The sequence below is a fragment of the Methanimicrococcus blatticola genome (genome assembly GCF_004363215.1).
In the GTDB taxonomy this organism is placed as follows: domain Archaea; phylum Halobacteriota; class Methanosarcinia; order Methanosarcinales; family Methanosarcinaceae; genus Methanimicrococcus; species Methanimicrococcus blatticola.
Map to the genome: position 1 here is coordinate 192,665 of NZ_SNYS01000010.1, position 15,588 is coordinate 208,252.

Annotated in this window: 10 protein-coding genes; 1 reads left to right on the forward strand and 9 read right to left on the reverse strand. The window is 41.4% G+C overall.

Annotated features, from left to right (window positions below; genetic code table 11):
* Positions 1-264 precede the first annotated feature (264 nt).
* Positions 265-1,023, forward strand: a complete 759-nt coding sequence (locus C7391_RS07565; protein WP_133517946.1) for a Nif3-like dinuclear metal center hexameric protein — start codon at positions 265-267, stop codon at positions 1,021-1,023.
* Between the two features lie 793 nt (positions 1,024-1,816).
* On the opposite strand, the gene C7391_RS07570 is transcribed toward C7391_RS07565, so the two are convergent.
* From C7391_RS07570 to C7391_RS07610, 9 genes are all read right to left on the reverse strand, one after another.
* Positions 1,817-3,274 carry a right-handed parallel beta-helix repeat-containing protein gene (locus C7391_RS07570; RefSeq protein WP_133517947.1) on the reverse strand — a complete coding sequence of 486 codons (1,458 nt, stop codon included), beginning with the start codon at positions 3,272-3,274 and terminating at the stop codon, positions 1,817-1,819.
* 419 nt (positions 3,275-3,693) lie between these two features.
* Positions 3,694-5,322 carry a sodium:solute symporter family transporter gene (locus C7391_RS07575; RefSeq protein ID WP_133517948.1) on the reverse strand — a complete coding sequence of 543 codons (1,629 nt, stop codon included), beginning with the start codon at positions 5,320-5,322 and terminating at the stop codon, positions 3,694-3,696.
* An 893-nt stretch (positions 5,323-6,215) separates the two neighbouring features.
* The gene (locus C7391_RS07580; RefSeq protein ID WP_166627454.1) at positions 6,216-7,421 is read right to left on the reverse strand and encodes an aminotransferase class I/II-fold pyridoxal phosphate-dependent enzyme; all 1,206 of its coding nucleotides are present in this window, start codon (positions 7,419-7,421) and stop codon (positions 6,216-6,218) included.
* Between the two features lie 11 nt (positions 7,422-7,432).
* Positions 7,433-7,927 carry an Lrp/AsnC family transcriptional regulator gene (locus tag C7391_RS07585; RefSeq protein WP_133517949.1) on the reverse strand — a complete coding sequence of 165 codons (495 nt, stop codon included), beginning with the start codon at positions 7,925-7,927 and terminating at the stop codon, positions 7,433-7,435.
* Between the two features lie 287 nt (positions 7,928-8,214).
* Positions 8,215-9,519, reverse strand: a complete 1,305-nt coding sequence (hflX, locus tag C7391_RS07590; RefSeq protein ID WP_133517950.1) for a GTPase HflX — start codon at positions 9,517-9,519, stop codon at positions 8,215-8,217.
* Entirely contained in the window at positions 9,516-9,992 is a 477-nt protein-coding gene (locus C7391_RS07595) for a DUF2209 domain-containing protein (protein ID WP_133517951.1), read from the reverse strand. The genes hflX and C7391_RS07595 overlap by 4 nt, the downstream gene beginning before the upstream one ends.
* Positions 9,993-10,008: 16 nt before the next feature.
* Positions 10,009-11,097 (reverse strand): tRNA-intron lyase, encoded by a 1,089-nt coding sequence (endA, locus tag C7391_RS07600; protein WP_317852539.1) that lies wholly within the window; start codon positions 11,095-11,097, stop codon positions 10,009-10,011.
* 337 nt (positions 11,098-11,434) lie between these two features.
* Entirely contained in the window at positions 11,435-14,464 is a 3,030-nt protein-coding gene (locus C7391_RS07605) for an InlB B-repeat-containing protein (protein WP_166627455.1), read from the reverse strand.
* A gap of 372 nt (positions 14,465-14,836) precedes the next feature.
* On the reverse strand, positions 14,837-15,588 hold a 752-nt coding region (locus C7391_RS07610), incomplete at its 5' end, for an InlB B-repeat-containing protein (protein WP_166627456.1).

The following is a 15,588-nucleotide window of genomic DNA, read 5'->3' on the forward strand; positions in this document are numbered from 1 at the left end:
TTTCTTTTGATGCCGTGTTTCGGCTTGTGGGACACGGGAGGGGCTGACATTTTTAATACCTCTTTAAATGATTTGATAGTGGTTGGCGGTGATTGGCGATTGATTTCTTTTTATCAATCTCTTCTTTTAGATTCTATTATATCGAATTATTAATTATTATATCGAATTATTATATCGAATATGTCGAATATAAATTCGTATTTTTTCGTATTTGGCATGAATAATGTCGTCTTCTATTTAAAGGATGCAGACCTTTTTTGGATTATGAAACAAGAGGAACTGATTCAGCTTTTAGAACAAATCGCGCCGCCTGAAATCGCCGATGATTTCGACAACGGCCGTATCGGAATGATTTTAGATTTACTGTTCACGAAAAACCGTGAAATCAATAAAATCGCCGTTACCTTGGATGTGACGGATGATGTTCTTCAAAAGGCGGCAAACTTCAAAGCGGATATCTTGATTTGCCACCACACGCCTCTTTTCCATCCGATCATGGTCATTCCCGATTATTTGGCAAAACGCCTGAAAATTGCTTTTGACAACAACATTTCCATTTACGCGATGCACACCAATTACGATAACGCCGACGACGGCATCAACACCGTTCTTGCCGACATGTTCGGGCTCCGAAATGTTGTGATGACGGATTTCGGAATCATCGGAACAATTGAATCCACTCCGACTGCGGATTTCGTGAAATCCGTTTCCGAAAAACTGAATGCGCCGCTTCTTTACGCCGGCGACAAAACAATTCAAAAAGTCATGATTTGCGGCGGCAGCTGCCTCAACCGTCACGCTTTGTCAATCGCCAAAGAAAACGGCGTTGACGCCTTTCTCTCTTCCGAGCTGAAACACAGCGATGTTTTGCGCGAGCGCGGCGACATGACAATCATCGATGCCGGCCATTATGCAACCGAAAACCCCGGCATGCGCGTTTTAGCGGAAAGATTGAAAAAAGAACTCGGGAATAAAGCGGAAGTTCTGTTTATTGATGATAATCCCGGATTGAAGTCGATTTGATTCAAAAAATCATTTCATCTGATTCTTTTTTATTTTTTATTTTTATCTTTTATTTTTATTTTTTATTTTTCTAGTTTTTTGGAAGCTCGAAACATCATTTTCTTTTTATTTTCAAACCCGAACGCCCGATAAAACTCAAAAACAAAAAGGGTTTTTTATTTAGGATTTAAACGGCGTTCGTTTTTATTAAAATATCAAAAAAGATGTTTCGGATTATACTAAAATAATCGAAAAACCAAAACAACCGCCTCCAACGACGCGTTTCACGAACGTAGTGAGTGAAAGAAGGAGTTGGAGATTCTTCCCATCCGTTGAATAAAAAAATGGTAGAGTATTCAATCTAAAATGGGCAGAGTATTCAATCTAAAATGGGCAGAGTATTCAATCTAAAATGGACGCAGAGTATTCAATCTAAAATGAATTCTTGCGGAATGAATTCTTTATTGATGGCGGGGAATAAGCCGCAATTCTCAATTTCATTCGCTCCGCTTATGAAATTTCACCTTGCGGTCGTATGTGAATTTTTCTTTAATTCAATAAACAAAATGATGAATGGAATTAATTAATGAAGAGAAAACGTTGTTTCGTTTTCTCTCCATTTTTACATTTTTCAGGGTTTTGAGGTTTGTTTTATTTTGGGATTTTATTTCTCAGGTTTAGTTTCTTCGTTTTTGATTTCAGAATTCTGTTTTTCAGTTTTTGGTTTCAGAATTATGTTTTTCAGTTTTTTTAATTTTGTTTATCAGGTTTGGTTTCAACAGTTATCAGTTTTTCATTGACATGTTTTCAATTATCAGCACGCTTCAACCCACATAATCAAAGTGCCGTCGACATTTCCGGTGCTTTCATAATCCGAGGGGACTTTCAAGACAACTTCGGAAATCTCTGTTTCACCCTTTCCGACAACTTTTTCGAAGTCCGGCCAGAATGCATTGTCAATCCAAATTCCTCTCTTGTACAAATCAGCAGAAGAATCTGTCACTTCAGCAGTCACCTTTACATCGCAACCGCCGCTGTTTGTAATCTCCATTTCTTTGGGCGCGCTTGTCTGTCCCGCAGCCAAATCGCCGAAGTCCAAAGAGTCAATCGAGAATGAAACCGAAACAGACGGTAAAATGTTTGTTGTCATCGAAATTGAATTTCCGGTTTTTCCGGGTTTCGGGGTGGGGTCAACAGGATCGACAGGGTCAACGGGGTCGACCGGATCAACGGGTTCGCCACCGATTGCGTATGACGTAATTGTTTTTGTCAGCGGGTGAAGGTCGGCATATTTGTCCAAAATTGTTTTTTGGGTGTTTCCGATGCCGTTGCCGTTTGTGTCAGCGCCGTCGTAGTCATCGCCCCAATAATTGCCGGCTTTTCCCGTCCAAGATTTGCCATTGCAGGAAAGCGTCAGGCTTTCAGGAGTATTGAATGTTACAACCGACGGAAGTGTTCCGTAACCGGCAATATTGCCGCCCGTGTTGTCAAAAATATCGTTTAAGTAAATCGCGTTGTTTTCCCCGGCATTGTAAAGATAAATTCCTTTTTGCGTATTTCCGGAAATTTTGTTCTTCGTAATGACGGCGTTTGAGGTTTCAGCTTTCCATAAACGGATTGCTTCGCCTTTGTTGTTTGTAATCGTGTTGCCCTCGATAAGCACATTGTTCGCATTTTCAACGCTCAAAATTCTGGCGGCGTTACCGCTTCCGGTAAGTCCGGTTAAGGTGTTTCCGACAATCTGAACATCAGAAGCGGTCACATAAACGGCATTTGTAAAACCGTCCATATTTTTAACAACATTGTTTTTGAAAACAGCACCGTCTTTTGCAAGTTTAATGCCGTCTTTATGCGTTAATCCGTCAAAAATACAGTTTTCAATGAGTGCGTTCGTTGCGCTTGTCTGAAGATTGATGCCGTTTGATCCGTTTTTAATCGTCACGTTTCGAAGAACGAAATTCTCTTTTTTCGGAATGATTGAAAATCCGCCTAAATCCAAAATGACGGTTTCACGGTTATCGCCTTCAATGGTCAATGTTTTTCCGACGCTGATATTCACCGCTGTTTCATACGTACCGGCACAAATCAAAATCTTGTCACCGTCGGCGGCTGCAGTAACTGCCTCCGGTAATGTTTGAAAATCTGCGGCGGTGCCGCCAACCGTCCATTCTTTAGCGGCAGCAGTTCCGGTCAGTGCAAATAAAATTAAAAACATAATCAGCAGCGATTTGCCGATTGTTTTTGATTGATTTGAAATTTTTATGTTTTTCATAGTTATCCTCTTTATAAATTAAGATGCAGCAAACTGTGAGACAAAACGGTTTGCTTCAAAACTCCCAAATCTTCAAACGTAAATAGGCGTTCTGATTTTTTCAAAAACGATAACTATATCACTGAAAAATAGAATTCGAATTTATACAATTCAAATGATGGCGAATTCAAAATTGAAACAATGAAACAATGAAACAATTATGAATTCAAAGAAATCAAAACATTCGGAATTCAACAAAAAGATAAACTAAAAAACCGAAAATCTAAAAAAGATAAACTAAAAAACCGAAAATCTAAAAAAGAGAAACTTAAAAACCCAAAAATATAAAAAAATGAACTTAAAAAATTGAAATCAAAAAATAAACTGAATCAAAAAAGTTCATAAATCAAAAAAATGAAACGGGGTTTCCCGTTCCATAATTATTCTTGTTTTTCAACATTGCCTGCAAGTTCGGGCCATTTCAAAACGGCACCGTCCGTGTCTGTCAACGGAAGCGGCGGGTGTTTCTTTTGCGTCAGCAAAGAAACGACAAACATCGCAATGCCTGAGAAAAGCCACGGAACGAACGTGAAATAAATTTCCCATTCCGCTTCGGGAGGAACAATCACCAATGTTCCTGCCTGAATCGACAGGTAAAGGCAGCCGAGCATCGAAAAGGTAATTCCGACAAGCATGGATGCAATACCGCCCGGAACATTTGCTTTTTTCCAGAACAATCCGCAAACAACAGCCCAGAATAAACAGGCGAAGAGAAGCGTAAATCCGAAAATCATCAAATCATAAAGACTGACGGCAAGCATACTGATGCCGATACAGAATATGCCGATGATAACGACTAAAAACTTCGTCAAACGAATTGCTTTCCTGTCGTCTTCTTCCGTTCTTTTGTCACCGACCGTTCCCGGAACAAGAACCGTTGAAATGACGGCGGCGGACGCGAAAATGGTCGAACTGGATGTTGACATAATGGCAGCCATCAGCGATCCGATAAAGATTGCCATCGGCAGCGGATGAAGCAGTTTTTGAGCCAGCATCGGAACAATCACTTCAGAATCGCTGGCAAGTGTCGCCAATTCTCCGGGTGAAAAGAATCCGAGCTGCATCATCACAATACCCAAAAGACCGATGAAAATCGGGCCGAGACCGGCAACCCAGTAAAGGCCTGCGCCGGCGACGAGGCCGCCTTTTGCAGCTTTCTCATTTTTGGCGGTCAAGACACGTTGAGTGATGTCCAAAGATGCCAAACTGCCGAGACCCATGCCGCACCAGGCAGCCGCCCAAAGCAATACGCCTTTTACAGTACGTGTAATTCCGCTCGGATGATCCGGATCCGCGGACGGGAGAAGTGTCCAGAAATCATTCGGTGTATTCTCTTTAATAATTCCGATTCCTGATGCCAGGTTTTCAATGTTGATGGCAAAAGTCGAACTGCCGCCGGCTGCAATATAACAAATCGCGGCGGGAATTAAAACCAATAAACCCAAAATAACAACTGTTGCCTGAATATTGTCGGTCCAAATAACCGCAAGCATTCCGCCCATATATGTATAAATGATAACAATGCCGCCTGCCAAAAGCATACTGATCCACGGTTCAACGCCGATAAACAAATTCAGCATTTTACCGATGGCGACCATCTGAACGGCCGTCCAGGCGATCAGCGTCGGAACGGAAAGAATAGAAGCAACGTAAGCACCGCGTTTTCCAAAACGGATGCGGTACATTTCGCCGAGAGTTCCGATTTTCATCTTTAACAAAAGCGGGACCATGAACAAGGCCATGATAATAAGTGTAATACCCGAAGCCCAAGGATCGGCCACGGTACCTAAATTATATGAGTCTAAAGCTGCACCTGCGCCACCCATAACTGTTCCGCCACCCCAGAATGTCGCGAAAAGCGTTCCACCAATCAAAAGAGCGCCGACATTTCTGTTTGCAACCAGATATCCTTTTGAAGAGGACGATCCGATTTTCTGTGTTAAGAAACCGATAATGAGCATTGCAATGAGATAAATCGCAATGATAATAATTTCAATACCTATTTCCATAATTTCTCAAAGACGTAAAACTAAATTCAGGTTTTAAACATTACGTTTCAATTGGCAAAAATTCAATTTTTTTAAGAGACTTAATTCTCTCCGTTTTTTTACAATGATTAAATCTGACAAATTCAGAGAAAACTTTTTAACCTGAATCTCAATTTTACGGTCTTTTTCAGAATCTGATTTCTAATTTTCAATTTCTAAAACTCCGAGTTCTAAAATTAAATTCATCCGAACATCATTTTTCATTTTTAAAAAAACTTGAACGTCCGTTTAAACCTCAAAATAAAACGCCGGAATGAGTCATGTTTATCCGATGTTCGTTTTTCAAATTTCAAAAAAACGGATGTTCGTTTTGAAATTAATCCAAAAGATGAAACAACCGCCTCCAACGCGAGTTTCACGAACGAAGTGAGTGAAAGGAGGCGTTGGAGATTCTTCCCCGTCGTTAAATAAAACACTTCAAACGGTAGTATTAAACCTCATAGAGATTCAGTCGGATTAATTGTTTTATCAACGGCGAGGAATAATCCGCAATTCTCAATTTCATTCGCTCGCTCATGAAATTTCGTCTTGCGGTCGTATACGAACTTTTCTTCAATTCAAATAAATCCAAACATCGTTTTCATTGTTTTTATGAAACCCGAACGCCCGTTAAACCCAAAAACAAAAACAAGATGGTATTTCAGAGTTTAAGCGGCGTTCGTTTTTTTTAATTTTCAGAAAAAGGGATGTTTCATTTTTTTCTAAATTAAAGAAAAACAGCAAATTAAAATGAATAAAGAAAACAAATGAACAAAGAAAAAATGAACAAAGAAAACAAGAAATAAAACCAAATCGTGAATGATAAAAATGAATGAAGGCGGAACAAATTTTTGTTCCGTTTTCATCATTTCAAATTAAAGTGTTTTTAAGAAATCTTCAAAACGATCCAATGCGACTTTAATGTCATCACGGGACGTTGCGTAAGCGCATCTCAAATGTCCTGCGCCGCTTTCACCAAAGGCGGTTCCCGGGATTGTAATGACATGCTGGCTTGCGAAAAACTTGTCGGCGAATTCTTCCGCCGTCAATCCTGTTGATTTAATGGACGGGAATGCGTAGAATGCGCCTTTGGGCTCAAAGCAGTCTAAGCCGAGTTTGTTGAAACCGTCAACGATTAAAACGCGGCGGCGGTTAAATTCTCTGACCATCGTCTTCATTTCTTCTTCACCGTTTCGAAGCGCTTCAACACCGCCAAGCTGTGATGTAATCGGCGCGCACATCATACAGTACTGATGAATCATCATCATGGCTGAAATCAGCGGTTGCGGTGCTAAAATGTAGCCGAGGCGAAGACCTGTCATAGCGTATGATTTAGAAAAACCGTTCAAAAGAATTGTTCTTTCCATCATGCCGTCAATGGCGGAAAATGGTGTGTGAACGCCGTCATAAGTCATACATTCATAAACTTCATCGGAAATCACAATCAAATCATGTTTTTCAATGACCAGGGCAATCTTTTCATAATCCTCGCGCGTCATAACGGCACCGGTCGGATTATGCGGATAATTGATGATAATCGCTTTTGTTTTGGGCGTAATCTTAGATTCCAATTCTTCCGGCAAAATCTTGAATTCATTTTCGGCAACTGTTCTGACGACAACAGGAACGCCGCCCGACAGAACGATTTCGGGGATGTAAGCAACATACGTCGGCTGAACGATCAAAATCTCGTCTCCCGGGTCCGTAACGCAACGAATTGCAATGTCCAACGCTTCACTGACACCGGTTGTCACAAGAATTTCTGTCTCAGGGTCATAATCCAAGCCGTAATCTCTTCTGTAACGCTTGGAGATTTCCTCACGAAGTTCGGGAACGCCGTAATTGGAGGTATAAGATGTTTCTCCCTTTTCCAGAGAATGAATGCACATTTCACGAATGTGCCAGGGCGTCACAAAGTCAGGCTCGCCGACACCAAGTGAAATCACATCTTCAATGCCTGCCGCAATGTCGAAATATTTCCTGATTCCTGACGGCGGTACATGCTTCATCTTTCCTGTAATGTATTTTGAATAATCAATCTGATCCACCTTTCTCGGGGACGATTTCGGTATTTGTGTCATAATGTTGTTCCTCACGGCGAAACTTGCAATCTTTTGAATTCTTCTTTCTCTTCCATAATGACGCCGTCTTCTTTGTATGTTTTCAAAATGAAGTGCGTCGATGTATTCTGAACCTGATCGAGCGTCGCTATTTTGTCCGCGACGAAGAATGCAACATCTTTCATTGATTTTCCTTGAATCATGAATTCCAAGTCATAATCCTCGCCCGATAAAAGACGAAGAGATCTGACCTCCGTGAATTTACATATGCGGTCGGCCAACTTCTGATAGCCGTGTCCGCGTTCAAGTGACACTTTCAACTGGACAAACGCGTAAACGTACGGACTTTCCACTAAATCCCAATCAATGATTGTTTTATAGCTTCGAATCACACCCGCCGCTTCAAGCGTCCGAATCATTTCTCGAACATCAGCCGGCGGAATTCTGGTGAGTTCTGAAATTTCTTCGGGAGTCGCTTTCGCGTTTTGTTCCAGAATTTCAAGAACGTCCTGTGTTTGTTTATCCATTTCTGTTAACTCCTTTGAGTTTCTGCAAGTGCCCGCTATGAATTAAATATGCGGGGCAGGCAATGAGATTGCCGACTTGCCGTAAAAATAGAATGAATCAATGTATATAAAAGGAACGAAGACAAATCATTTCTGTGATGATTTGGCTTAATTTTATAATTCGGTTTGAATTTAAAAACCGGGAATGAATCAAATTGGAACGAATCAAATTTGGTGAATCAAATTTGGAATGAATCAAATTTGGAACGGATCAAATTGAGAACAAATCGAATCAAATTTAAAGTAAATCATAAAGTTGCTTGCGTTTTTGAAATTATATCATTCACTTTTGCCATCACGTCTTCCGTTGCGCTGAAATCAAACGTCATGTATTTGCCGTACAATATTTCTTCAACGAGACCATTGTCGTAAAACCAGGAAAGTGCCGCAGCGCCGCTTTCATTGTTCGGCAATGAAATTGTCTGTGTTACCAGCGGCGGCAAACACATGCCGATTTCATTCATTAAATCCGGCATTCCCATTCCCGTTTTGGCAGAAATAAAAATCGGATTGTAAATCAAATGAGAAAGCTCTTCCAGTTTTTTCTTCCGCTCTGCGGGCTTCATTGTTTCGGATTTGTTGAGAACGGTAATGATATTAGACGTGCTTTTCTCCCACAGCGTTTCATGGCTGATCATCAGTTTTTTGCGGATATGTTCCGTCGGCTCGCTGAAATCGACAACCAGCAAAATCATGTCAGAGAAATAAATTCCTTCCAGCGTCGAGCGAAAAGCATCCACTAAAAAGTGCGGCAAATCTTCAATAAAACCGACCGTATCCGTCAGCAGAATTTTGCGCTTATTGATGATAAGCGCCCGCGTTTTCGGAATCAATGTCGTGAAAAACATATCTTTGGATTCTGTTTGTTCATCCACAAGCGCATTAAAAAGCGTGCTTTTGCCGGCATTTGTGTAACCGGCAAGCGAAACAATGAAAAATCCGTTCTTGTGCCGATATACACGGCGCGCTTCTTCTTCCAAATCCGCTTTTTTCAACTCGGTATTGATACGCGCAATCCGCTTTTTGATATCCTGTTCATATGAATCTTCATAATCACCGAGACCGCCCCAGCCGGCGCGCTCTTCTTTCTTGGAGAGCGACACAAGAATCCGCGCGTTGGGCAATTCATAACGCAGGCGTGCGAGCTCCACCTGAAGCTTGGATCTGTGCGTCGTTGCACGCTGCGCAAAAATATCCAAAATCAACTGAAACCGGTCCATGACACGGCAGTTTGCACCCGCTTCGCTGCAAAGTTTTGAAATATTGTAAATTTGAGACGTTGACAGCGGATCATAAAAAATAATCCGGTTGGCCTTTTTATCTCGAGCGACAATTGCAAGTTCCTTTGCTTTGCCGCTGCCGACATTGTATTTTCTGTCGGGGTAGCGTTCCTGCGTAATCACGTCAACGACTTTGTCATTGAGTGCTTTTGTGAGTTCCGAAAACTCCTGAAGTTTCCGCTGATTGTCTTCGGCATCTGAATCCGGATCGGTGCGCATCACGAGAATGACATTTCGGTGTGCGTCTTCACCGGCTTCCTGGTACGGATTCATTCGACGTCCGCTCCATCTTTATTATTGTCATCAGCGTTGTCACCAGCATCAATATTGTCTTCATCATTTTCATGAATCCGAATGTCAAGGCCTGTTTCTTTGAGGAGAAGATTCCGCGTACTGAGAGAAACATAATGCGCAAGTTCGATCGCTTTTCGTTCTCCGATGGATTCCTGATAACGAATTTCTTGAGTAAACATCGGCTTGGACAAATTTTCATCCAAATTAAACAAGTCGCCGCGCTCAACAATCAGCGCCCCTTTCTTTTTAATTTTGGCCGCCGTGTTTTCAATAATTTTCACAATATCGAGCAGTTCCGGCGGTTTGCTGAACAAAAAAGCTTCGGTGTTAATCTCATTGATCTTTTCAATGGATGTCGGCGTAATTTCAACGGATGCGGCGGCGCAGACCATATAATAGCCCGCATCAATCCGATGCCTTCCCGAAATATCAACCGCAATCACCGTAAACATACAACCCTGTCCTTCTTCACATCTTAATTCTTTCGAATTCGATATATTCGCGCCGGCTGCCGAGATCTGCCGCGTAAATCATTCTTTTGCGAACGCTGTTGGCCAAGCGGATTGCGCCTGATGTTGCCGGCAATTTGAATTCAAACTCCAGGGACACAACGTGAAGTAAAAATTCGGAGTGCGGAATTTTATCCAAAGAATCTACTTTCCGATAAACACGGAAGTGCGTTCCGAATTTAAAGCCCGTTTTCGGGACAAATCCCTTTTCTTTGAGCTCTTTGTAAATCGTATATTTTTTCAAAAATTCAGAATCAATGAGGGAGGCACTTTTTGAAAACTCTTCCAATGACAGCGCTTTGCCGTCCATATCGTAAAGTTCCAAAACACCGTTTTCCGCCAAATATTGCGCTTCCGGCAGCGATAAAAGAAGACGTTCTTCATCCATCATTTTCCCGAAAAACGCTCTGTTGTAAAGTAAATCCGCCGTTTCTTTATCCGCTAAAATCACGCGCTCTTTAAACAAAACAGCTTTTGCCGGCGTTTTCTTCTTCACGTCTTCCGGATACGGCAAAACCATGCCGCCTTCGAAATTACCGACAGCATCAGCGCGTTTGACATCATAAAAAGTAATGTCACTTTCCTCATCGACAACGGCGAGGATAAACTGTTTTCGAACATTCTGCGCTTCATTCATCAAAGCCGTTAACTCCGAAAACGGAATTGGCATTCTCTCCGATCGTACATAAACATAACTTTTCGCCGACGTTTTTCCCGGTTTCCCGCCGCGCGGATAAACTCTGAAATCCGTTGCCGACGACTGAACATAATAACCGCGCTCTTTCAAATCCTTGTAAACGATAAATTTCAGTTCAAAAAAATCTTCCTGCTGCGCTGCAAATTGAATAAATGAATCAAAATCAAGTTCTTTGCCGCTTTTGAAAATCTCAATTTTATTGCGCGAGAGAAGATAAGCCGCTTCCACAAAACGCAATTGAAGACTGCCGTCACGAGGACGCCCGAATCCGCCGGTTTCGTAAAGCGCTGTAACCGCTTCCGCCTCTCCGACAACATAATTTCCTTTAATCTGTGTTTTCAAAAACGACACCTGTTTGCAAAAATAAGTTTAAACCAATAACATTAATTCAAGTTAAAAAAGCTTGGCTTTATCCGCGAATGCCGTGATAAATGTCATTCACAAAAAAATAAAAAGTAAAAAAACAAACGCAAAATAAACAAAAATTTGAAACGAAAACAAAAACGAAAACAAAAACGAAAATAAAAACGAAAACAAAAACGAAAACAAAAACGAAACGAAAGATATGAAAATTAAAGAAATGAAAGCTTAAGAAATGAAAGTTAAAAAATTGAAAGTTAAAAAATAAAATTTAAAGAAAAATAAAAAGGAATGAGAATCTCTCATTTCCTTTTCAATTTATTTTCATTTACTCTTCCAAATCCTGTTTTCTTACAAACGCGAAAATGACGATTGCAAGCGGAATCAAGCTGACGGTTACAAATCCGGAAACCGGATTTCCGGGTAACGTCGGATTTTCATAACCCTGTGTCGGACCCTCCGGTTTTGATTCACCTGTGTCATCTCCATTCTCGCCGTCTTTAACGGTTGCCGATCCTGTGCCGCCACCGCCGTTCTTTTCCATATCTTCAAAGTTCGCGTAAACAATCAAATCTTTCTGAATCGTAACAGGAAGCGATTCCCATCCGACAAATCTGTATTTTAATTCGCCGTCTGCATCCGGGATTATGTCAACAGTGGGGCGAACCGCAACCGGTATGGCCAGCACGCTGAGCGCACCCTTCTCGACTTTGAACACATTTTGTGAAGTAATTACACCTTTATTCTGGTCAGCATCGCGAATTGCGAAAGTGACTGTAAAGTATTGCACTTCTTCCCAGGTGGCGTATAAAGTTGTGCCGCCGCTCGGAATCAGGAATTCAACACCACAGTTGTAGTCAGGCGTCGTTGCGCCCGGCGTTTCCGACCAGCCGGTCAGAACATAGCCGCTTCTCTTGAAAGTCTGATTGTCTCTCAAAGCATATGAACGGCCTTCAATCACCGTGTCTGTTTTTGTCTCCGTTGATTCGGCGTAGTTGGCATTGTAAATCAAATTGACTAAAGTGTCGGAATTTGCGTAAACCGCTTCAAAATCAACATTTCCGTTCATTTTGATGGTGGATCCCGGATAGTAAATAATACCCGACTTATCCTTTTCCTGCCAGCCGGCCAATATCATCGATCCCTTCGTCAGCGCCGCATTTTTGACCGGCGCCAAAGCATTCACTTTATACGTTTCATCATCTGTCGGAACATCGCCTGTGCCGCCGTTTTCATCGTAAGTCACTTTGAATCCGGTTGTTTTATACAAACCGTAAATTTCAACATCTTTCTCAATGCTGTTTGAGAACGTGTACGGGACAACTAATCCGTTATTCAGCGTTTGATACCATCCCTTGAAAACACCCAAGTTTTCATAAGATGTGCCTATTTCACGGAAATACGGGTCAGCGTTTCCGGGGACCTGAACGGATTCACGCAACGCAACGCTTTGAGTGCCGAGCACTGTTCCTCCGGCTTGATCATAGAATGTTGCCGTGACGCCTTCATGTTCCCATTTGGCGAATAATTCCAAATTTCTGTCAGGCATAATCGCATCTTCAAACGTATACGGCTTCTGATATTCGCGGTCTTCATACCAGTCGACAAACCGATAATCGGGTCGTGTCGGGTTTGCCGGTTTATAACCGCTCAAATCCTCTCCGGCCAACAAGTCTGTTTTATCGGAGATTGTACTGCCGCCCACTGTGTCAAAGGACAAATCGTAACGTGTCCGGTCGTAAATGAAATATTGATCAAAATTTGTTGATGTTGACTCCATTTCTTCTAATTCTTCCGTTGCCGCATTGAATTGGAGTGCATATTCCGTTAATGCTGTCTTTCCTTCAATGCTTTTGGGCATGAAAGCAGTACCGTCCGAAATTGCGGTTTGGGCATATTTGGTACTGTTAATGTATAATTTTCCATTATATTCCACATAGTCAATTCCTGCAGTTCCTGTTTTTGTTTCTCCCGGGAGAGCTTCAAACATATATCTCAAATTTGTTGTTTGACCGTCATTGATCCAGTAACCGCTTAAGACAAATTCAGTTTCTGTTCCGGTTCCATATGTCGAATCCGGCAGCATCTCTGCTGTTACCGTCAGTCTTTTTGAAACCCAAATTATATTGAGGATTGTTCCTGTTTCAACGTTTAATCCGAGTGGAATCATCCAACCCTGAAAAGCAGATGCATCGTCTGTTCTGTAAATTCTGAAACCGTTACTTCCGTTCAGCGGCCAAATATTTTCAAGGTCCATATCCTTTTTTATTTCAATAGAATATTGTTCATCTTCATTCGCAGTATTGACGTATGTCGTCGAAGGTGCAGGATTTTGACGGTCATCAACCATTTCGGCAGCCACACTGTTCAGATAAAAATAAACCGTGTAAATTGTATTTGTGTAATATACGTTCACCGCAGTTGTTCCATCTCCTTCAACGACTGTCGGGATTGAGCGATAGAACTCGCTGTTTGAAGGAATATAATAATCATAATCCTGATTCATTTCGGCTTCTGTAATCGTGATTGTTGTGCCGGCCTTTTCTTCAATTATAAATGAATCATGATACACATAATTTGACGGATTATCTTTCTCAAATTGAATCGGAAGTCCTTCTTTTTCTTTCCAAATAATGATCTTGACTTCGGGCTTGTTCACTTCATCCGATCTCCAGATTGCGTACAATGTCAGTGATTCAGTAACGGGTGCGGAGAAGTCATAAGCATTTCCCGGAATCTTCGGGTCTGCATTCATTGTTTCACTCCAGAATGCAAATTCATATCCCGGACGTGTCGGGTCTGCCGGCTCGTCAACTGTTTCGCCATCTCCGATGAGTTGTTTGTCAACAGGTGTTCCTTTCATTGAATTGAAGTAAATGTAATAGGAATTATCATAAACCGGTCTCAAAACAATGTTACTGTTGACGGGAAGACTGAAATCATACATGTCATATGTGTTGTCAATCACCCAGTAGACGAAAACGTCCTCTGTTCCGCTCGGCGGAGCTTCGGGGGGAATGACGTAATCATCAGCTTCCACGAGCTGCGTGTAATAAATGTCTCCGTCTGCATCCTTAAACGAAACCAAATGTTTGTCGGAGAATTGGGCGAATAAGTTCAAATTTTCCTTTACCGGTGCTGAGAAATCATACAGATTATTGAGGCCGTTTTTTTCTTTCGACCATCCGACAAATGAAACCATTCCGGTCGGCACGGCAGGCGCAATCGGCGCAGACGCAAGACCACCGGAATTAACGGTTTCCGTTTCATATTGCGCTCCGTTTGAATAGTATGTCACCGTCACAGTTGGCGGTGCAGCTGAAACCAATGCCGGTGCAGTGCTCATAAGTATGATCATGATGGTGAATAACACACCCGCCGTTTTTCTCATATGCTTTCGCTTCTTTTCTATTGTCATATTATTCCCTTTTTCATTTTTCAGCAAATTTATTGAGATAATATTTTATCATAAAATTTCTCAACAAATTATTTCAAAAATAAAAACATATGATTCCTAAACTCCTGAAATATTATATAAAAGTTATTAGCTTATAATATATATTCTCTATAGAACGCGTCATCTGATAAAAATCGGTTTTATCCGGACTGGTGAGAAAAATCCTTTGAAAAATAAATTCAAAAAAAGAGAATAATCAATTGAATAAATCCGATTGATATTGACAATAATAATTTAAAAAATAAGGGAATGAATTCAGAATTAATTCTGTTTTCATTCATTTTTATTGTTTTTGTATTTCCATATGAATATGAATGTCAAAATGGCTGACATAATCAAGGCAAAGAAAACACCCGGATAAAGCGCATCTTTCAAAAACATCATTGGTTTATTATCTACCGGTTCAATCGACGGAGTGTCCGATTCATTGTCATTTGAATCATTTTCGATCACAACTCCCGACCCGATTCCTGATCCGCCGCCGGATGGACCGCCTTCTTTTTCCCATATTGCATAAAGAACAACATTTTGCCGGATATTGAATGTTTGTTCCGGTCTATACGCTGTTCCCGATCCGTTTTGTACTGTGTTCCAGCTTACAAATTTGTATCCAGGATTGGAAATTGTTTCATCAGATCTAACCGTCACAATGTCATCATACGAATATTCAGTGTCGTCAGCAGGCGGCGTTCCGGCTCCTCCGTTTGCATCGTAAGTTACTGTGTAAACATCATTGTTCAATTCCCAAACTGCATACAAAGTCACATTATCCGTCGGTGTAATGATATCTCCCGCAGCGTGATTCTCTCCGTCACCTTCCGGTTCTGTATTCCATTCAATGAACAAATATCCGTCCCATTCAATATTAGCGGAATCGTTTGTCACAACTGTATGTTCATCTCCCGGAATGACGGCGACGGTATAATCGACTCCCGTTCCGCCGTTTGCTTTGTACGTCACGTTATAATACGTCGTATCATCATGTTTCCACTTCGCGTACACCGTCATGTTATCTGTCGGCGTTA